Genomic DNA, 20,766 nt, shown 5'->3' on the forward strand with positions numbered 1-20,766 from the left:
AGAGGCCCGCGCTGGGGGCGGGCCTGCCCCACCCCGAAGGGCGGGGCTCACCCCTCCAGCAGGCCGCGGATGCGGGTGCGAATCTGCCGGTCCGGCACGTCCTGGGTGAGCAGGTACTCGAGCAGATCGCGCACGGCGGGCTCGGTGTGGACGTACGGCTCCACCAGCGAGACGAGCCCGTGGTAGTTCTGCACGTTCACCTGTCCGGCCAGCGCCAGGTCACGCAGCTGCACCAGCGCGTCGGCCTGCAGCTTCTGACGACCGAGGGACTCGAAGGCCGTGGCCTGCACGGGCACCGCGGCGTCATGGGCCAGCCCCATGAGGGCGTTCTCCACCTCGGGGCCTCGCACCTTGCGCAGGGCCTTGGCGGCGGCCTCGCGAACATCGGCGCTGTCGGCGTGGGCGTACTGCATCACCGTGGCCACTGTCTCAGGCACACCCGCGTTGCCCAGGCTCAGCAGCAGGTGGGCCTGATCCGCGGGAGCCTTGGCGTCGCGCAGGTCGGAGGCCAGTCGCTGCACGGCGGCGAGCGCCTCGGGGGAATGCGCGTTGCGGTAGAGCGCGCCCGCCGTGGCGCCCAGCGAGTAGGCGCTGGCGATGTGCACGTCGCCGTCGGTGCCGCCGTAGAGCGACTGGGCGAAGCGCACCGTCTCCACCGTGGGTTCGGTGAGGAGCGACAGGCGGCTGAGCATCATGTGATAGCGCTCGGCCTTGGCCTCGGGGGTGCGCAGCGCGTCCACGAGCGCGGCTTGCGCCTCGGGCGTGCCCGCGCCGGCCAGCAAGTCCAGCACCAGCGCGCGGCCCTGACTGCCCAGCGCCGGGTCCCGGAAGACGTCCACCATGTGCGCGCACAGCGCGGGCTGCTGCTCCAACAGGCCCGTGGCCTGGAGGAGGAAGTGGTTGTGGTCGGGCATCACGCCGCCGCGGCCAAAGGACTTCAGCAAGGAATCGAGCTTCTCCCCGGTGAGGCCATCCACCTGCTGCGCCAGCATGTTCTCGCGCGTCTGGGCCTCCACCACCATGCGGCCCGGAGGCAGTCGCTGCTGCGCCTCGGCCACCACCGAGGACGGGGCCGCATCGGGCGCCACGCCGCCTTCTTCACGCACCAGCCGCAGGTGCACCGTGGTGCCCGCGAGCGCCGTGCCCGTGGGGCCCAGGCGCTCCACCGTCTCTTCGCCTTCCAATCGCTCCAACAACCCAGCGCGCGACACGTCCGCCAGGAAGTGCGAGGCCACGCGCAGCGGGCCCCCTTGGCCCAGCCCCACCACCTCCGTGTACACATCGCGACGCTTCTCCAGGTGCGCGCCCTGGGCATCGTCCGCGCCTCGACGCGTGTAGCCCGCGCGAGCGCGGCCTCGTGAGGTGGACTCCTCTACCGTCCACGCCTCGCCATCGCGCAACACCACCTGCATGTCCCCCACCAGCGCCTGCACGGTGTTCTTGAAGAGGGACGGGTCCTGCTCCCGGAAGGAGACGCTGCGCACGTCTCCCTCCGGGCCCACCTCCAGCACGGCCTCGCGCCCCTGGAAGATGGCGTCGGTGGACGCCGCATCCGGGAGCACTTCCTTGCCAAAGACTTGCAGCGAGTGCTGCCGCAAGTCTTCCAGTCGCAAGCCCACGCGCCACGCGTCGCCTTGTTTGCCCAAGCCCTTGAGCACCAGCCGCCCATCCAGCAGCACGCGCCCGGCCAGGGACGAGGTGCCCGCGGCACCCGACGTTCCGGACAGCGTCACGTGGCTGGAGGCGTCGTACGACAGGCGCCACGCCCAGGCCCTTCCGCTGGGGAATGCGAAGCGGACGGGGGCGTCAGGAACAACCGCGGGTGACTCGGAGAAGAGGCCGAGTCCCACGGCCAACAGCAGGGCAAGGGCCCCGGCGGTGCCGAGGGCGATGAGCAGACGGTTGCGCATGGATGTTTCCTTCAGGCCAGGTCAGGCGCGTGCGGAGGTGGAGACTCGGAACGCGCGCCTCAGATGGCGTGCGTCACGAGGTACTGCACGTCCGCGAGCGGCACGACGACGGACTTGTTGAAGAGGTTGATGTCGTAGTGGAGGCCGTCCCAGCTCACGAGCGTGGCGTCGTAGGAGACACAGAAGGGACAGAAGCCCACTTCCACGAACGCGGCGATGGAGCCGGAGAGGAAGGTGAACTTCAGGTCGCTGCGCGCGGCCAGGTTCAGGGTGAGCACGCTGTTGCCACCGGCGCCGTAGACGAGCGCCGCGCTGGCCTGGAGCGGGATGGAGGCATGCACCACCTGGAGCTTGCCCTTCACGCCCGCGGACACGATGAACAGGTCCACGCCCGCGTACAGCTCACCATCCACCGAGGCGAACGGCGACACGGTGCCGCTCACGCCAATGGAGTTCACCTTGCAGCCGTTGGTGGTGGTGACGTCGTGCTTGGCGTCCACCGCGTAGTTGAGGCCCACCGTGCCGCCCACCTTCGCGCCCAGCGTCACGGGCACCACGACGATGACGAAGGTGACCTCGGCCTGCACGAACGTGGCGCTCTTCATCTTCGAGCCGGACACCACGTTGTACGTTCCCACCGGGATGTCCTTGTCCACGTTGACCAGGTGGATGGAGTTGTCGAGCACGTCCAGCTTCACCTTGGCGTGCTGATCCGTCACATCCGCCAGCGCGTTGACCAGTTGCACCGAGGCGCCCAGCGCGCGGCCCGTGGCCGTGAAGCTGCCATACGCGCGCGGCGAGGCGGCGCAGTCGCTCTGGCCCAGGTTGCTCATCTCGAAGGAGACGTTGTACGTGGCGGACGCGCCGAACGTGTCGTCGCCCATGCTGTACGAATCACCCGCCTCCCACTTCACGCGGGCCTTGCCGGTGGCCGGGTCGATGAGGTCGCCCGTCACGTTGCGCAGGGCGTTCAGGTAGATGTCCCGGCGCACGAAGTACTGCTCCAGCTTCGCGGGGCTGGTGGTGTAGTCCGTGGACGGGTAGTTGACGTTGCCCGCCGCCATCACCTTCGTCTTCAGCGAGGTGAAGTCGTTGTCGGTGTAGTCCGAGCACTTCTGGAAGCGCGTCTCGCGCTCGACCTGGTACTGCCCCAGCACGCGCTTGGCGAAGCGCTTGGGCGACCAGTCACACGCCGCGGGACCGGTGGTGTTGAAGTCCAGGCAGCCCAGGGCCTGCGCGTCGTGCAGCGACTGCTCGATGGCGCCGTCCAGCGCCTCCAGCCGGTAGAGCAGGCAGATGATGGGATTGCCCGTGCAGATGTTGGTGAGCGCCGCCGTGTTGATGGGCGAGAGCACCGGCGGCTGCTGGATGATGACGGGGCCACCCGGGTCGACGATCGCGGACTGGGTGCTGGTCGCGGCCAGCGTCTTCGCCGAGGTCGGCGCGGCCAGCGTCCCCACCTGGGGCAGCACGTTGATGTTCACCTGCGCGAACTGGTTCACCGCGATGGGGTCCGGGTTCCACACCGGATCCCTCCACCAGTTGTCCGTGAAGCGCGGCGAGGTGCCCACCAGCGGCGGCTTGGGGTTGAACATCGACGCGATGGTGCTGGCGAGCTCCTCGCGCTTGGCGAGCAGCTGGCTGAAGTCCTCCTGCTTGCGCTCCAGCTCGTACATCTGCTCGTCGAGCACGGTGGCGTTGCGCGAGTTCATCTGCTTGTGCCACGCCCAGCTCTCATCGTAGTAGTGCGCGCCCGCGTCGATGAGCGGCTTGAGGGCCGGGTCCTCGAACGCCACGCCTGACAGGTCCAGGCGCGTGCGCTGCAAGTCCTTCATCGAGATGAGGATGACCCCGTTGGGCCCATAGGCCACGGAGTCCTGCGTCCCGCCCTTCAGGATGCTCACCTTGCTGGAGGAGGACACCGGCACGGTGAAGAACTGGTTCTTCGGCTCGCCCTGCGGAAACGTGATGGCCGGCGAGAAGGGCGTGCCGTCCTTGCCGCGCTGGATGGGGTCCGAGATGCCTCGCGTGCCGATGGCCGACGCGGGCGGCAAGTAGGGCGCGCGGGCCATGGCATACGCGACGCTGTAGATGCCGCGGTAGTCATTGCCGCGCGACACGATGGCGTCCTCGAAGACGCTGTAGTCGTAGTACTTCTCGTAGACGTACTCGTTGCAGGACGTGAGCGCGTAGCCGTTCGCGTTCCACGCGTCGCGCTGCTGCTGCCGGTAGTTGGCCAGGTAGTCGGAATACGCGCTCGTCTCGGGGATGTATGTCTGCGCGCGGTGCACCTGCCCCAGGTAGAACGACCCCAGGCCACTCATGGAGTAGCCGTTGGGGTCATCCTTCTGGATGGCGACGATGCGCGTGGGCTCGGCGGGCGACACCGTGGTGCCATCCGACTTGCGCAGCGTGGGAACCACCACCGAGCGCTGCGGCAGGCTCGCGGTCTGCGTCTCCGCAGCCTGCTTGATGAGCGTGTTGCAGGTGGCGTCCGGGTCCGTCTTGGCGCGCTCGCGTGCGGCGGTCTCGCAGGAGTTCTGCGGGTTCTGACAGCCCGCGAGCGTGAGCGTGTAGAGGACACACGGGTCGATGATGATGGGCCCGGTGGAGACAGCGGCCCGAGCCGCTATCGGAGACATGAGGAGGGCGCTCGCGGCGAATCCGGCCGCGATGCGACTGCTTTTCTGGGACATGGGCGTGTGCTCGTCAGTAAGGAATCAGCCCGCTCGGGGGCCCGGGCCCCTTCACTGGCTCCTGCTGAACGACACGCCCCTGCAATCTTCCCGGAGTGAATGATTCCAGGTCGCCGTTACTGCACGAGCACGTCCACGCCGGTGAAGGCCGAGTACCCATGCACGACGACGGAGTACGTGCCCGCCGTGGCGTGGGTCAGCGGACCGCACTGCTCCACGTTGTCCTTGTTGGAGGAACGGCAGTCATAGAGGGTGGGTGAGGCCGGCCCTCCGAAGCGGACATAGAGGTCCGCGTCTCCCGTGGCGCCCGACGGACCGGGCGACAGCGAGAAGGAGACGGACTGTCCCGCCACGGCCGCGTAGCTCCAGGTCTGGAGCGAGCTGGTGGCCCCCGCCACGTCTGGCACCCACAGCACGGTGGAGCCGTCCGGGCGCGTGAAGGAGGCGCGCAGGGTGACGCCCGAGAAGGCGTCTCGGCCGCGAAGGATGACGTAGTAGGTGCCCACCGACGGGGTGGCGTAGACGCAGGACTCGGCGGTCCCCGTGAGGTAGGGACGGCAGTCATACAGCGTGGAGGTCGGCGCGGCGCCGAACCGGAGGTAGAGGTCCGCGTCGCCCGTGCCACCGCTCGCGCTCACCACCAGGTTGGAGGCCCCTGCCGGCAAGGTGATGGCATACACGGCGGTGGAGCTGCCCAGCGCGCCGTAGAGGTTACGAACGCCCACGCCATTGGCGAGCGCGATGGGCGGACACGCGGCACCCAGGCCCGTCCCCACGCCCACCGCCAGCCACGCCTGCGTCACCGAGGCCTTCACTGTCGGCCCGTAGTAGGTGTCCGCCACCGTCTCCGTGAGGGCCTTCGCCTGGGCGAACGTGGTGGTGGGCGTGAAGTAGTTGGTATTCGCCAGGTAGAAAATCACCGCGGCGCGCGTCAGGCCAATGGACGCAACCGGGTTGCAGGTGAGCCCGCGCGGATGCGTTCCGCCCTGCGCGAGCAGCGAGAAGGCCAGGCCCGGGATGCCCGCGCCCAGGTGGGGGTCCGCGCTCGCGTCGAAGTCGCCATAGAAGTCCACGGAGCCGCCGTTGCGCGCGGGATCCGCCAGCGAATAGGCAGACGCGCCGAAGGTGTCCTCGGCGATGCGCCAGACATCCGGCGCCGTGGAGCCACCCGAGACCCAGCTCTCACAGTAGGCGGCGCCCATGTCCGAGAGGCTCTCATTGAGGCCGCCGGGCTCCCCCGCGGAGTTGAGATTGGACTCGTATTGCGTCACGGCATGGGTGAACTCATGCATGACGATGTCCATGTCGTTGCACAGCGGCCCCGTCGTGGGGCTGTCGCCGCAGACCATCTGCGTGCCATCCCAGTAGGCGTTCACGTAGCCGCTGCCGAAGTGGACGCTCGCCAGCAGCGCGCCGCCCGTGCCGTTGAAGGAGTCGCGCGCGAAGAGCGACTGATAGCAGTCGTAGAAGCGGCCCAGGTTGTCATAGGCCGCGTTGACGGCCGCGTCCGTGGAGGCCGCGCCCCCCTCGACGCGCTTCAGGACGCCCGGCAGCGCATAGCCGCCATTGGCGGAGTAGATGCGACGGTTCCTCGCCTCGTGGATCTCCGACGTACGAGACACCACCGCGCCGTCGAGCGCATTCACGTAGACGTGGTCGCGCACGGGCAGCGCCGCGAACACGCCGGTGACCACCGCCTCGAACACGAGCGTCATGCGCGCGTCCGCGGATGCGCGGACATAGGCGAGCCGAGGCGTTCCCTCCACACGCGAGCCTCCCGGCGTGGCGGCCAACGCGACCGCACCCGCAGACTCTGGAGACAGGCGCGCATCCGATGGCACCGGCGCGGATGCGTCCCCGCGCGCCGTGCCATTCGCGGCGAAGACGCGCCCGGAGCCATCCACGTGGAGGATGAGTTCCTGACCGATGACCTCCAGTCCTTCATGCATCTGTCCGTAGCGAAGGTGCGTGTCACCGCGCGCGTCCTGATTGGCGCGGCGCAGGACCAACTCTGAGGCGCGCAGGCGGAACACCGGCGCGATGGATTCCAGCACGGGGCTCGTGCGCGCCTCGGCATCGCGCGTGGAGAGCGAGGGCCCCGAAACCTCGACGCGCCCGAGGTCGCCTCGCACGAGGAATGGGACGCCGTCCGCGCCTGCCCCCGCGAGTTCCGCCGAGGGCAACGCACGCAGCGCCGCCTGGATGTCCTCGCCCGAGTCCCGTGCAACGGGCGCTGGAGTCGTCCGAGGTGGCTCGGTTCCTTCACAGGCGAACTGGACGAGGGTGAGACAGACCACGAGCAATCGATTGCGCATCGAGGGCTTCCTCCCGAGCGGCGACATGCCGCCCGAAAAGCAGACCACAAATTCCAGCAACACGCGCAATTCAACCAAGACGCCGCGCACGCTCCAGGCACACTCACGGACAGCGGGCGCGCTGGCATGCGCCTGGCGCACGAGCATTGCCCCGGAATCGCGCTGGATGGAAGGGACGCACTGATGATGCAGCTCCGAGCATGCATCGCACTCCTGCTCTTTCTCTCGGCCTGCGCTACGTCGGCGCCGAGCCAACGTGAGTCAGCGGAGCGAAACCCGAGGCTCGCCAATCTCCGACGGGCCGCAACGCTCCCGTGGACAGATGGAGGACGGTGCGTGGTCCGCGAGGCGTCCTACCCTTGGCCCGTGCTGGTGGAGAGGTGCTATCGGACCCTCGACCAGGACCGAGTCGAGTTCCACGACCTCACGGGAAGATGCACGGTCGCCTCCGCTGACGCCGCGGCCGTGGGCATCGGGTTCTGCGTCCTCGCGGCTCCTGAGATTGCCCTGGGAGCCGTGATGGTGCTGGGCGTGGTGGTTATCGGCGTCGCCATCCAAGAGGCATTGGATGCCTATGAACTCCGCCATGCCTACCCCGAGGAGGCAGGGACCTCACAAGGAACGAAGGTCGCAATCCGGGAAGCCGAAGCGCTCCACAAGCCGAAGCCCGAGCCTCGCGGACAGGACTGGCAACCCCCAGTCCCACCTGGGCTCGTGGACCGCGCGGGGCGCGCCAGTTGTGAGCCCGTTCCAGTTCCACACGCGGGTGGAGATGACCTGCATGACGCTTGTGCCGACAAGGTCCCACCCAACCGGTATCCTGGAATGGACGTGCTCGTTGGCGGCGTGCGCTTCGATGCGCTTCAAGTTGGCGTGCGCGTGCCATGGGAGATCAAGACCCATCGTTTTGATACATACAACGAGTTCGTGCGAAATCGAGAGACAGAGAAGGAGATTGAGCAATTGCGCAATGAGCGCAGTGCGGCGCAAGCCTGCAGCTACGACTTCGTTGTCGGCGTGAGCACTCAGCCACACAAAGACGCGCTGTTTGAGCTTGATCCATCTCTCAAGATCGTCGTCACGGGATGCAAACGATGACCACCAAGAAGCGTCTCGTTCTTGCCGTCTATGCCCCTCCCATCTCGGGTAACGAACACCGCGCGCTCGCCACAGTCCATGGACTGGAACGAGCACTGCCCGGCATGCGGTTGGAGTGGACCGTCACTGAGAAGCGAGAACTCGCTCTGTTGCCTCAACGCGATGCATGGTTCGCTGAAGCTGCGACACGGGAGCAGTTTCCCTTCGTATGCAATGGCGATGAGAATTTCCCAGTGATGATCAGCGGACTGACAACACCTGCGAGCCAGGCGCCGGGCGGTCTGCCACTGCTTGATGTCCACGCGAAGCTGCCGTTGGAGCCTGACGTTGCTGCGGCAGCGGCAACCGTGCTCGAGGGCGTGGCGGAAGGCGCACGCGCGTTCTGGGGGCGAGCGACGCCGGACGACGCGGCGGTGGACATCGCGTATCAGACAGCCCCCACCCTGGAGGGGCCACCGTCTCCTCGCCGGGGGCTGCCCGCCCTGAAGCTCTTCGAGCACATCCGCTCGCCCGAGATTCCCTACGATCTCGGGTGGATCAACTACTGGTCGGCGGCCACCGCACAGGCCATTGGGTTCCCGAATTCGGCCCGCGACGCGGAGCTGCTCTCTCGGGCACGGCGCACGGCATCGGGCGGCTGGGTCGTGCAACTCACTGACGCTCCCCTCGACTTGGAGAACCCCAAGCACCTGGACACGCTCAAGCAAACCTATGAGCGCTTTCCGGAGATCGGCGGACGCGCAGCGCCTTGACCTGGACGCGGGGCGCTGCGACGCAGCCCGAAGAACCCACGCGGGCAACCTCCACGGAACCGGCGGCGTGTGGCGAGGATGACCCCACCTGCCAATGCAGGCAGCAGGCCCGAGGTGGAGGCACAGCCATTCCCTTCCGACACGCCTGGGGCATCATCGACGGGTTCAGATGGCGCGGCACAGGGTGTGAAGCAACGACATGCCTCGGCGCCCTCGGAGTCGAGCCGCGCGCAGACACCCGAGCCACATGCGGAGTCCTCCTCGCAGTGCTCACCGAAGTCTCCCTCTTGGAGCGCGGACAGCACGCAGTGACTCCGACCACCCGCGGACGCGACACACGCGAGGCCAGCCGGACACTCACGGTCATCGACGCAAGACTCGCGACAGAGTGCATCGAGGTGCAGCGTGGACGTATCGCCTGGCGGAACCTCCGCGAGGAACGGCCGGACGAAGTCATCCAGGTATCCATCCACCCGCGCGTTCACGGCCTCGGTGCGACAGGCCACGTCTCCGCTCACCGTGATTCCAGCGAGCACCTCGCGCCCTGACTGCATCCAGAGCACGGGCCCACCGCTGTCACCCACGCAGCTCATCGAGGGCGAGGGGCCTGCATGGAACGCGAGCGCATCCACCCGAGTAACAGTCAGCATTCCCTGCCGACGCAGGCCCGCAAGCGCTTGGGCATCCTTCGTGTCGCCATAACCGAGCACTCGCGCCACATCTCCCACAGCGGGCACAGCGCCGGACACCGACGGAAGCGCGAAGGGAGTCACGTCCACTGCACGAGCGAGCCGCAGGAGCGCGACATCGTTCTCATGCGTCTCCGGCACGAAGCCGGGATGTGGCAGGGCATGCGTCACCCGCACGAATCGCCCTTCAGGCGCGGGGAGTAGCTTCTGCCCGATGAAGACCTCGTAGCCACCGTCCTGCCCGAGCAGGGCAAGGCAGTGCGCCGCCGTGAGCACCACATCCGGCGCAATGAGCGCACCCGAACACAGCAGCACGGGCGGCTCACCCGAGCACCGCGCCCGCCGCGCCACGAGCGCGACAGCGGCCGGATCGCTCGGAGCATCCGTGCCCTGAACCACCGGCTGTGACTTTGCACCCGTGGCCATCGACGCAGTCGGCTCGGCCACGGGCTGACAGCCGAGCCCTGCGGCGGTCGTCAGCCACATCATCCCCAGCGCGCTCAGGATCCAGGGACGGTCTGCCATGCACGGCCTTCCTTGCATCGGTGCAGTCTCACTCATCGCACGTTGGGACAGGGCTTGCCACGCGCCCGCTCCACATCGTGCACACCCAGCGAGGAACACATCGCTTCGCGCCCCAAGGCTCTCCCGTCCTTCGACGTCACGTTGGGAGGTGCATAGGCTCGCAGCCATCACGACCCAGCGGAGTCTCGGTCCCGTTCCGCATCCCACACGCGAGACTCGACGCTCCCACCAGGCCGCGATGAGCGCGTCGCTGCGTCGTACCAGGGCGACCGGTTCGCATGCCGACGCTGTCCGACACCCTGCGCGCGCGACCTCACGTTCTTGCCACACGTTGGCCGCGACGGATGCACCCGCGCCCTCTATTCTCGTCCGCATGTTCGTCATCGTCGGTGCGACAGGAAAAGTGGGTGGCGCGGCTGCAACCGAGCTTCGTCGGCGCGGTCTCCCCGTGCGAGCCGTGCTGCGGGATGTGTCCCGAGGCGAGCGCCTCACCCAGCTCGGATGTGAGCTGGCCCAGGCCGACCTTCTCGACACCCAGGCCGTGGCTCGCGCCCTCCAAGGCGCGGAGGGGGCCCTCGTCATCTGCCCTCTGCGCGCCAACGGCGACGACCCCGCCTCCGACGCCCAGCGCATCATCGACTCGCTCGGAGAGGCCATCGACATCGCTCGGCCTCGCGCCGTCGTCGCCATCTCCGACTATGGCGCGCAGGTTCCCGCGGGCACGGGCGTCACCCTCATCTTCCACCGACTGGAAGCACGACTCGCCAAGACGGCGACGGCGATGACGTTCCTGCGCTCGGCGGAGCACATGCAGAACAGCGCTCGCCACGTGCGCGCGGCTCGCGAGCGCGGTGTCCTCGTGAGCCTGCACCACCCCGTCACCAAGCTGTACCCCACCGTGTCCGCGCCCGATGTCGGCCTCATCGCGGCGGACCTGCTCGTGGAGACGCCTCCACAGCCCGGCACCCCTCGCATCGTTCATGTCGAAGGGCCTCGCCGCTACTCGGCGCAGGACGCCGCCCAGGTCTTCGAGCGCATCGTGCAACGCCCCGTCGTCCCGCATGCGCTGGAGCGAGAGCGGTGGATCTCCGCCCTCCTCGCGGGCGGACTGAGCGAGGGCTATGCCCAGCTCGTCGCGGAGCTTCAGGACGCGCACAACGCCGGGCACATCGACATCGAAGCCGGCGTCGGTGAGGTCCGCCGTGGCACCACCGAGCTGGAGCGCGCGCTGATCCGCTGAACCACCCGCGCCCCCGCGATGCCGCTCACTCCTCGGGCGGCTCGCTCTTCGCGGCCTCGGTGAGCGTGGAGATCTCCTCGCGCAACTCGCCCAGCCGCACGCGCTGCCGCTGGATGAGCAACTCCAGTTGCTCACGCCGCGCGTTGTCTCCTCGCGAGTCCGCCGTGTCCCGCTCGCGCTCCAGCCGCTCCACGTCGCGCCCCAGCACGGCGGTGATGCGCTCCGTCTTCGCCAGACGCCAGCGCGCCGTCTGGGGCTTCTCCGGCTCGATGGGGTCGTTCTGCTGCGGCGGGGGATTCGACACCTCCGGCTCCGGCGGGACATCTCCGGGGCTCGGCGGCACCACCGTGGCCCGCGCCTCGGTCGACTCGACCGCGACAGACCGCGGCGCGGCGGTCACGGGACGTGGACTCGGCTCCGCGTCAGGCGGGCGCGAGGGAGCGGCCGGCACCTCCGCTGTCATCGGGGACTGTGGCAACGGAGCGCTCGGCGCGGGCCACAGCCACACCGCGAGCACCGCCACCCCGAGCACCATCACGCCCGCCCACAACACGCGATAACGGATTCGCATCACACCCGGTCCGACGCGCGCGCCCCGTTGCGAGGCTCGCGCGAATGGCGACTCACAGCCGCAGGCGCCAGCTCCCCGCCTGCTGCTCCACCCTCAGGAGGTACGGCTCGCGCCGCACCGTTCCATCACTCGACATCCGCGCACGCACCAGCACCGCGTTGGAATCGCGCCCGTCCACCTTGGCCTCGAGAACCTCTTCGAGCATGAGCCCATGCTCGCGCAGCTCCCGCACCGTCTCTTCGCACGGGCGCGCCCCGCCACCGGTGGCGAGCATCGGCCCCAGCACCGTGCAGTCCCGCGAGGGCAGCGCGGCGAAGAAGCGACGCACCGCCGCTTCTCCCGCCTCCGCCTTCGCGGACGTCGTGGGCGCGCAGGCGAGCGCCATCAGCGCCAGCCCCGCCACCCACACCTTGTCACCCCGACGCCGCGCCACGGCCCGCGCGCTCAGTAGCAGTTGGGCGCGAACAGCTCGTCGTCGCTCGCGGAGACGAACTGGTCATCGCAGTAGGCGCTCGCCAACATGTGGCCGTTGCGCACGCAGCCGTCGTGGTTCGTGGCGTCCAGCGTGTACTGGGTGTCACCACCACAGCCACCACCGCAACGGCCCCAGCAGATGCCCATGACCTTCGGGCGCGACCAGTGGTCGGGCTCGCCGCACAGCCACGTGCTGCCGCTCAGGTAGTACTCATCCCCGCTGCACGAGGTGTGGTCACCGAGCTGCGCGATCTGCTGGTTGCCCGCCCAGTCGAAGCCGCCCTTGTTGCAGTCGTGCTTCGCGTACGAGTACCAGTTGTAGACGCCGCCGCAGCTTCCCGTGAACTTGCCGTTGCACTTCGCATAGCTGCACAACATGGTGTAGCCGCGGCCCTGCTCGCCCATCACCAGTCGCTTCAGCTCGACGGTGGTGGGGTTCTCGGCCCACAGGCCCACCGCGCGCCGCAGGTACATGGCCTCCGGCGTCGCCGCGTCACCCACGGGCAGCGCCGTGTTCAGCTCGGCGTAGAGCGCGGACACCAGCTCGCGGTCCGCGTCCAACAGCTGCGTGTCCTGTGCGTTGCCATCCGCGAAGCCATCCATCGTCGACACGCCGTTGGCCGGATCCAACAGCCCGGTCAACGTCATGCCGTGCAGCCGCATCTCCAGCCGGTAGACCCCGGACTCCACCTCGCGCGAGGAGAACGTCACCTCGGCGCCGGTGCGCACGAACGACCCCTGCGTCACGCCGGGCTCGGTGGACAGCGACAGCCCCTCTGTCTTGGGCGCTGACTCCGGCGCCCCACCCGCTCCGCCACATGCCCACAGCATCAACGTCGCGACCGCACCGAGCATCTTCCGCATGGTGTTGCGTCCCTCCGGCCAGGTGATTGACACCGAAATCAACCGCAGCCAGTAGCGGGCCTCTGCCTTCGGACACAAGGCGGGTTGCGTCACGAAGCCATGACGCACCCGCTCTCAGGCGAGCCACCACGCGGCAGGCCCGACCCCGTCGGTCTCCGCCCGAGCAGTGTGAGACATGCGACACCTGGCGTGGGCGTGCCTTGCTCGGGAGGGGCACCGGCCGGGCAGGCGAATCCATCGAGTGCGGGCCGAGGCCACCGGGGATGTGGCATGAAGCCCTGGCGTTTCCGATGCCCCTGGAGGAGCCCCCTTTGAAACGACTCTCTGCCCTGACCCTGACCGCCGCGCTGGCCGCCACGGGTTGCTCGAATGGCAGCATCGCCCACAAGCCCGAGATGCAGGCGAAGCTCAAGGCCGCCAACGCCGCGCCCAAGCCCTTGCCGCCTCCCCGGGGGTCCGAGCTGCTCTCCGGCACCCCCGCGGCCTTCACCGCCGCGTGCACCGCCGACATCGAGCGCGCGCGGGCGCAGGTGGCCTCACTGAAGAAGCTCAACGCCAAGGCGAACGGGCCGGCCGTGCTGGCCGCCTATGACGAGGCGATGGCGTCGCTCTTCAACGCGACCAACCGCTCCGGCCTGGGCCGCGAGGTGCTGCCGGACGCCGCCATGCGCGACGCCGCCCGCGCGTGCGAGCAGGACGTGGACGCCGTCAACGTGGAGATCTCCCAGGACCGGAGCGTCTACGACGCACTGTCCCTGGTGGACCTGTCCAAGGCGGATGGCCCCACGCAGTACTGGATCCAGCGCGTGCTGCTCGACTTCCGCCGCTCGGGCGTGGACCGGGACGAGCCCACGCGCGCGAAGGTGAAGGCGCTCAACGAGGCCATCCTCAAGCTGGGGCAGGAGTTCGGGAAGAACATCGCGGAGGACGTGCGCACCGCGACGTTCACGGCCAAGGAGCTGGACGGCCTGCCCGAGGACTACCGGGCGTCCCATCCCGTGGGGAAGGACGGCAAGGTGGCCATCACCACCAACTACCCGGACTACTTCCCGTTCATGACGTACGCGAAGAACGCCAAGGCGCGCGAGCGGATGTGGCGCACCTACCGTCAGCGCGCGTTCCCGAAGAACCAGGAGGTGCTCACGCAGCTCATCGCGAAGCGGCACGAGCTGGCCACGCTGCTGGGCTACGCGAACTGGGCCGCGTACACCACCGAGACGCGCATGACGCGCACGCAGCAGGCCGCGGCGGACTTCATCGACCAGCTCTCCGGCGCCACCGAGGCCCGCGCGAAGCAGGAGATGGCGGACCTGCTGGCGCGCAAGAAGAAGGACGTGCGCGGCGCCACGGCGGTGGAGCCGTGGGACCAGGACTACTACGAGGACCGGCTGCGCTCGGAGCGCTTCGGGTTCGACTCGCAGGCGGTGCGCCCGTATTTCGAGTACGCGCAGGTGAAGGAAGGCGTCCTGGGCATCACCTCGCGGCTGTGGGGCATCACCTTCCAGCCGGTGAAGGATGCCAAGGTCTGGCACACGGACGTGGAGACGTATGACGTGGTGGACGGCGGCAAGCTGCTCGGCCGCATCTACCTGGACATGCATCCGCGCGACGACAAGTACAAGCACGCCGCGCAGTTCGACCTGGTGTCGGGCCAGAGCGGCAAGCGCTACCCGGAAGGCGTGCTCGTGTGCAACTTCGCGCGCCCCGGCGAGCTGATGACGCACGACGAGGTGGAGACGTTCTTCCACGAGTTCGGCCACCTGCTGCACGCCATCTTCTCCGGTCACCAGCAGTGGAGCGGCATCACGGGCATCCGCACCGAGTGGGACTTCGTGGAGACGCCGTCCATGCTGCTCCAGCAGTGGGCGCAGCAGCCGGAGGTGCTCAAGGAGTTCGCCAAGCACTACCAGACGCACGAGCCCATCCCGGCGGACCTGGTGGAGAAGCTGCGCGCGTCGAAGGAGTTCGGCCAGGGCCTCTGGGCGCGTCGCCAGCTCTTCCTGTCCGCGCTGAGCCTCGCCTACTACTCGCGCGACCCGGGCTTCGACTTGTCGCAAGTGCAGAGTGAGCTGCAGAAGAAGCTCAGCCCCTTCCGCCACGAGTACCGCGACGGCACGCACTTCGAGCTCGCCTTCGGCCACCTGGATGGATACTCGGCCGCGTACTACACGTACCTCTGGTCCTCGGTCATCGCGAAGGACCTGGAGACGGAGTTCGTGAAGCACGGCTACCTGGACCGGGACACGGCGATGAAGTACCGCCGCACGGTGCTGGAGCCCGGTGGCGCCAAGCCCGCCGCCGAGTTGGCGAAGGACTTCCTCGGACGGCCCTACGGCTTCGACGCCTACCGGGCCTTCCTCGACGGAAGCGCCGCGAAGAACACCCGCACGGCGAAGGACACGCCGTAGCAGAAGCCCGCCTCGGGCCGGGGGGCATGACGCACGCCCTCCGGTCCCGGGCTACTCCTCGGAGAAGAAGTCGGAGTCGACGGCTCAGGACTCGGCGGGGTCGAGCGGCTCGGTTGAATCTTCATCGCCTGGGTCGCGCAGTCGGGCGGCCTCTGCTTCGAGTTCCGCGCCCACGGGATACAGCGTGAGGTGTCTCGCGGGCTCGCTGCCGTGGCTCACGGTCTCCAGCGGATAGCGCGCCACCAGTCGGTGCTGGAGCTTGCGCACCCGCGATGACCGCGGCGCGAGCGCCACCACCTCGCCTTCCCGGAGCACCCGTTGGATGGCGTGCTCCGCCTCCGCCACGGCCTCGCGCACCTCTTCTGCGTCCACGCCTTCCAGAATCATGAAGGCGTCGCGCAACGCCCGGCGCAGCTCGGCGGTGCTGTCGCGGCGCACCTCCGCCACTCGCGCACCCGTCAATGCCACGACCCGGCGCATGCGCGGGTCATTCGCCTTCGCGCGCAAGGACACCACCAGGTCCGCGGACTCCAGCCGGCTCACCACCTTCACGTCCACCGGCAGCTCTCGCAGCACGCGCTGGAGGACATCGCGGCTCACGCCGTGGGCGTAGATGCGGGTGGGTTCGCCCTGCGCGTTCACCACGCCCGTCGCTCGAACGGCCTCCGCGCGATTGAAGCGCGTCGGCGGGACCTCCGCTTCCGTGCGGCCCTGCGACTCCCTCACGAACGGAGGCCGGCGCGTGGCTCCAGGCCACGTGCTCACCGTCGCCGGAACATCCACAGGCACAGCGTGTCTCGGTGACTCGGCAGGCAGCACGGGCTTGGTGCCTTCATGGGTCGCGGCACGACGCATCGACTCAACGGGCGCGGGAGCGCTCACGCTCGCGTCGTGCGCAGTGCTCCGCACGGGCGTGGTCTCTACCGGCTCCGCTCCGTGACGCCGCGTCTCGCCTCCCACGGGTCTTCCTGACAGGAGTCGATCCACCGCGTCCGCCGTGTCGCGATGCACGCGCACTTCGTCACGGCCCACCATCTCCACCACGATGTCGAAGGTGGGCGGTGCCTTGCGCTCGCTGACGGTCTTCTGCGTGTTGCGCCGGCGCGCCTCGTCGTCGCTCAGCGTCACCGAATGCACGCCCCCCACCAGGTCCGACAGCGTGGGGTTCAACACGAGGTTCTCCAGCGTGTTTCCATGCGCCGTCGCCACCAACTGCACCCCGCGCTCCGCGATGGTCCGCGCCGCGCTCGCCTCCGCCGACGTCCCAATCTCGTCCACGATGATGACCTCGGGCATGTGGTTCTCCACCGCCTCGATCATCACGTCGTGCTGGCGATCCGGCCGCGACACCTGCATCCGCCGCGCGGTCCCAATGCCTGGATGCGGCACGTCCCCATCGCCCCCAATCTCATTGGAGGTGTCCACCACCATCACCCGCTTGCACAGGTCATCCGCGAGCACGCGCGCCACCTCGCGCAGCTTCGTCGTCTTGCCCACACCCGGCCGCCCCAGCAGCAGCAGGTTTCGGCCCGAGGCGATGAGGTCTCGCAGCATGTCGATGGTGCCGTACACCGCCCGCCCCACCCGCAGCGTCAAGCCCACCACCCGGCCTCGGCGGTTGCGGATACCCGACACTCGATGCAGCGTCCGCTCGATGCCCGCGCGGTTGTCTTCTCCCAACGCGCCCACACGAGCCAGCACCGCCTCCAGCTCCTCCTCGCGCACGGGCTCATCGCGCAGCCGCTTCGAGCCATGCACCGTGCGCACCTCGGGCGGACGCCCCAGGTCCAGCACCCACTCCAGCACGTCTTCCGAAGCCATCGCCCGAGCCAGGGTGCGCAGCGGCTCCGGCAGCACCTCCACCAACAGCGGGTAGTCGTCAGCGTCGGCGGAGCGCGAATCGGTCATGGCGTCCTCCCTCTACCGGAGGACGCACGCCACGTCCCCTTCCCTGTCGGAGAACTTCCCTTCCGAGCCCACGCGCGCGCAGCACATTCCCCGTGGCACTCGAACGGCGCGACCCTGCCCCTCGGACGCGTCCATCCGTCCGCCAGCCACCACCCATGGGGTTGGTGAGCGTCTTGCTTGGAGAGGCGGTTGGACCCGCGCCTTCGCGGGACGGCAGGGGAGCGCGACGTGACCTCCACGAATCGTCGACGAAACGCGCTGGCACTGACGGGACTGGCCCTCGCGCTGGTGCTCGCCGCATGTCCTTCCAACACGCCGCCCAAAGCGCGCGTGCTGCCCGGACCGGATGCGCCCCCCCCTGAAGAACCAGCCCATCCACCACCCGTGGACAACGAGGCCGCGTGCCGCAGTGACGCAAGAGACCCGGGCCGAGTCACGCTGCACCGGCTCAACCGTGCCGAATACGACAACACCGTGAGGGACTTGCTGGGTGACACCACGCACCCCGCACGGGAATTCCCCGCGGACGACCACGGCTTCGGCTTCGACAACAACGCGGACGTGCTCAGCATGTCGCCCCTGCTGATGGAGAAGTACTCCAGCGCGGCGGAGCGTCTGGTGGATGAAGCCTGGGCTCGGGGCGACCTGGGCGCGCGCTGCGTGATGGACACGGTCTCTCCCGAGCCCTGCGCGCGCGACATCCTCGCGGCCTTCGCCCATCGCGCGTGGCGACGCGCCGTGACGGACGCGGAGGTGACGCGCCTGCTGGGCTTCCTCTCGCTGGCTCGCCAGCACGGGGACTCACCCGAGGTGGGCCTGAAGCTGGCGCTGCGCGCCGTGCTCGTGTCGCCGCACTTCCTCTTCCGCGTGGAGAAGGACCCAGCCTCCACCACGGGCGCCGAGCACCCCTTGAGCGACGACGAGCTGGCGAGCCGCCTGTCCTACTTCCTCTGGAGCAGCATGCCGGATGAAGAGCTGCGCGCCGCGGCGGACGACGGCACGTTGCAGGACCCCGCCGTCCTGGAGCGGCAGGTGCATCGCATGCTCGGCGACGCGAAGGCCCAGGCGCTGGTGGACAACTTCGCGGGCCAGTGGCTCTACACCCGCGCGCTGGACGCCGCCGAGCCCGATGTGCGCTACGGCTTCGATGAGCCCCTGCGCCTGGCCATGCATCAGGAGACCTCGCTCTTCTTCCGCGAGTTCCTCACCAGCGACCTGCCGATGAAGGACCTGCTGGACGCGCCGTTCACCTACGTGAACGACCGCCTGGCCGCGCACTACGGCCTGCCTCCGGTGGGCGGAGAGGAGCTGAAGCGCGTCAGCCTGCGAGACCGGCCCGAGCGCGCGGGCATCCTCGCGCAGGGCTCGCTGCTCACCGTGACGTCCAATCCGGATCGCACCTCGCCGGTGAAGCGCGGCGTCTGGGTCTTGGAACAACTGCTGTGCAAGGCCCCGCCGCCGCCACCGCCCAACGTGGAGGGCCTCCCCTCCACGGTGGATCCGCGCCTCAACATCAAGGCGCGCATGAAGATGCATCGCTCCCAACCTTCGTGCGCGGGCTGCCACAGCCTGATGGATCCGCTGGGGTTCGGCCTGGAGAACTTCGACCCGGTGGGCCGCTGGCGCGTGAAGGAGGAAGGCGGCGCGCCCGTCGACTCGGGCGGCGAGCTGCCCGACGGGACGACGTTCACCGGCGTGATGCAGATGCGGCAAATCGTGAAGAGCGACCCGGACCTCGCGCCCTGCTTCACCGAGCACCTGCTGACGTACGCGCTGGGACGAGGCACCACGACGAAGGACCAGTGCGCGGTGCGCGACATCGTCAAGCAAGCCGAGGCACGCGGCGGGCGCCTCGGCGACTACATCCTCGGCGTCATCCAAAGCAACCACTTCACCCACCGGCGCGCCGAGACGGAGACCCCACGGCCATGAGCAAGAAGTTCACCCTGTCCCGTCGCACGCTGCTGCGCGGCGCTGGCGCACTGCTGGCCCTTCCACTCCTCGAGCAGATGCTGCCGCACCGAGCCCGCGCCGATGCCGCGGCCACGCCCGCCGGGGCTCCCCGCCGCCTCTTCGTCTTCTACACGGCCTGCGGCATCCACATGCCTCGGTGGACGCCCTCCACCGTGGGCTCCGACTGGCAGCTCACGCCCACGCTCCAACCCCTGGCGCCCGTGAAGGACGACCTCATCGTCATCAGCGGGCTGGCCAACGCACCGGGACGCCCCGACGGCGACGGGCACCACGCCGCGGCGACGTCCGCCTTCCTGAGCTGCGCCAAGGCGTACAAGACCGAGGGCACGGACATCCACTCCGGCATCTCCATGGACCAGGTGGCGGCGAATGCCCTCGGCAAGGCGACGCGCTTCGCCTCGCTGGAGCTGGGCATCGACGCGGGCAAAGGCATCGGCAACTGCGACTCGGGCTACGCGTGCCCCTATGCCAACAACATCGCGTGGGCGGGGCCCGCCACGCCCGTGCCCAAGGAGACGCGTCCCCAAGCCGTGTTCAACCGCCTGTTCGCGGACTTCGACCCCAGCGCCACGCAGGCGCAGGTGGAGAAGCGGCGCGCCTACGGCCTGAGCATCATCGACTTCGTGCGCGAGGACGCGAAGTCACTCCAGGGGCAGCTCGGCGGCACGGACCGCCGCAAGCTGGACGAGTACCTCACCGGCGTGCGCGAGCTGGAGCTGCGCGTCAACGCGATGGAGTCTCAAGGTCCCTCGTGCTCGCCCGGCGTGGCGCCCGAGGACACCACCGACGTGCGCGTGAAGACCAAGGCCATGATGGACCTGGTCGTCCTCGCCTTTCAGTGCGACCTCACCCGCATCTGCACGTTCATGCTGGCCAACGCGCGCAGCGACAAGGTCTATCCCTTCCTCGGACTCACCAGCGGCCACCACACCTACTCGCATCACCAGAACCTCCCCTCGAACTTCGAGGCGCTGGCCACCATCGACCGATGGGAGGTGGAGCAGTACGCCTATCTGGTGCAGCGGTTGAAGGCGGTGCAGGAGTCGGACGGGACGCTGTTGGATCACAGCATGGCGTACTTCTCCAGCGAGATCGCGGACGGCAACAGCCACGAGCACAAGAACCTGCCCATCCTCATCGCCGGCCGCGCGGGGGGCGCCCTCCACACGAACCGGCACCTTCGCTACAGCGGAGACCCCTTGGCCAACCTGTTCATCTCCCTGCTCGGCATCATGGGAGTGCCCGTCTCGCAGTTCGGAGACGGCACCGGCCCCCTGGCGGGACTGGAGGGCTGAGACACCGCGCGGGGCGGCTGCGCGCGTGGGCCCCTCGACGGATACTG

14 protein-coding genes are annotated in these 20,766 nt (G+C 68.8%); 6 read left to right on the forward strand and 8 right to left on the reverse strand.

The genetic code is table 11. From position 1 onward, the window contains the following. Window positions 1–47: 47 nt before the first annotated feature. The 3 genes from JGU66_28370 to JGU66_28380 all read right to left on the reverse strand — a co-directional run bounded on the left by JGU66_28370 (window position 48) and on the right by JGU66_28380 (window position 6,921). The gene (locus JGU66_28370) at window positions 48–1,910 is read right to left on the reverse strand and encodes a HEAT repeat domain-containing protein (GenBank protein MBJ6764702.1); all 1,863 of its coding nucleotides are present in this window, start codon (window positions 1,908–1,910) and stop codon (window positions 48–50) included. Between the two features lie 59 nt (window positions 1,911–1,969). Further along, window positions 1,970–4,606 (reverse strand): hypothetical protein, encoded by a 2,637-nt coding sequence (locus JGU66_28375; protein ID MBJ6764703.1) that lies wholly within the window; start codon window positions 4,604–4,606, stop codon window positions 1,970–1,972. A 116-nt stretch (window positions 4,607–4,722) separates the two neighbouring features. After that, a complete protein-coding gene (locus JGU66_28380) occupies window positions 4,723–6,921 on the reverse strand; it encodes a M4 family metallopeptidase (GenBank protein MBJ6764704.1) in 2,199 nt (732 codons plus the stop codon). 186 nt (window positions 6,922–7,107) lie between these two features. Between JGU66_28380 and JGU66_28385 the strand changes: the two genes are divergently transcribed. Next, entirely contained in the window at window positions 7,108–8,019 is a 912-nt protein-coding gene (locus JGU66_28385) for a hypothetical protein (protein MBJ6764705.1), read from the forward strand. After that, entirely contained in the window at window positions 8,016–8,771 is a 756-nt protein-coding gene (locus tag JGU66_28390) for a hypothetical protein (GenBank protein ID MBJ6764706.1), read from the forward strand. The genes JGU66_28385 and JGU66_28390 overlap by 4 nt, the downstream gene beginning before the upstream one ends. Here JGU66_28390 and JGU66_28395 read toward each other — a convergent pair. Continuing rightward, the gene (locus tag JGU66_28395) at window positions 8,729–9,886 is read right to left on the reverse strand and encodes a trypsin-like serine protease (GenBank protein ID MBJ6764707.1); all 1,158 of its coding nucleotides are present in this window, start codon (window positions 9,884–9,886) and stop codon (window positions 8,729–8,731) included. The two genes, JGU66_28390 and JGU66_28395, sit on opposite strands and share 43 nt — an antisense overlap. Window positions 9,887–10,358: 472 nt before the next feature. On the opposite strand from JGU66_28395, the gene JGU66_28400 reads away from it, so the two are divergent. Further along, a complete protein-coding gene (locus tag JGU66_28400) occupies window positions 10,359–11,225 on the forward strand; it encodes an NAD(P)H-binding protein (GenBank protein ID MBJ6764708.1) in 867 nt (288 codons plus the stop codon). Window positions 11,226–11,250: 25 nt separating this feature from the next. Here JGU66_28400 and JGU66_28405 read toward each other — a convergent pair whose 3' ends face one another. The 3 genes from JGU66_28405 to JGU66_28415 are packed head-to-tail and all read right to left on the reverse strand — an operon-like array spanning window position 11,251 to window position 13,134. After that, on the reverse strand, window positions 11,251–11,796 hold the full coding sequence (locus JGU66_28405; protein ID MBJ6764709.1) for a hypothetical protein: 546 nt from the start codon (window positions 11,794–11,796) through the stop codon (window positions 11,251–11,253). A gap of 52 nt (window positions 11,797–11,848) precedes the next feature. Further along, window positions 11,849–12,181: a hypothetical protein gene (locus JGU66_28410; GenBank protein MBJ6764710.1), complete on the reverse strand. Its 333-nt coding sequence runs from the start codon at window positions 12,179–12,181 to the stop codon at window positions 11,849–11,851. A gap of 59 nt (window positions 12,182–12,240) precedes the next feature. Beyond that, a complete protein-coding gene (locus JGU66_28415; protein MBJ6764711.1) occupies window positions 12,241–13,134 on the reverse strand; it encodes a hypothetical protein in 894 nt (297 codons plus the stop codon). Between the two features lie 290 nt (window positions 13,135–13,424). Here JGU66_28415 and JGU66_28420 point away from each other — a divergent pair, with 290 nt between their 5' ends. Beyond that, window positions 13,425–15,542, forward strand: a complete 2,118-nt coding sequence (locus JGU66_28420) for a Zn-dependent oligopeptidase (GenBank protein ID MBJ6764712.1) — start codon at window positions 13,425–13,427, stop codon at window positions 15,540–15,542. Window positions 15,543–15,626: 84 nt separating this feature from the next. On the opposite strand, the gene JGU66_28425 is transcribed toward JGU66_28420, so the two are convergent. Beyond that, complete coding sequence (locus tag JGU66_28425) at window positions 15,627–17,450, reverse strand: AAA family ATPase (protein ID MBJ6764713.1); 1,824 nt, start codon at window positions 17,448–17,450, stop codon at window positions 15,627–15,629. Between the two features lie 228 nt (window positions 17,451–17,678). Here JGU66_28425 and JGU66_28430 point away from each other — a divergent pair, with 228 nt between their 5' ends. Continuing rightward, entirely contained in the window at window positions 17,679–19,382 is a 1,704-nt protein-coding gene (locus JGU66_28430; GenBank protein MBJ6764714.1) for a DUF1592 domain-containing protein, read from the forward strand. Next, a complete protein-coding gene (locus JGU66_28435; GenBank protein ID MBJ6764715.1) occupies window positions 19,379–20,719 on the forward strand; it encodes a DUF1552 domain-containing protein in 1,341 nt (446 codons plus the stop codon). The genes JGU66_28430 and JGU66_28435 overlap by 4 nt, the downstream gene beginning before the upstream one ends. Window positions 20,720–20,766 lie beyond the last annotated feature (47 nt).

This window comes from Myxococcaceae bacterium JPH2 (assembly GCA_016458225.1).
Lineage (GTDB): Bacteria > Myxococcota > Myxococcia > Myxococcales > Myxococcaceae > Citreicoccus.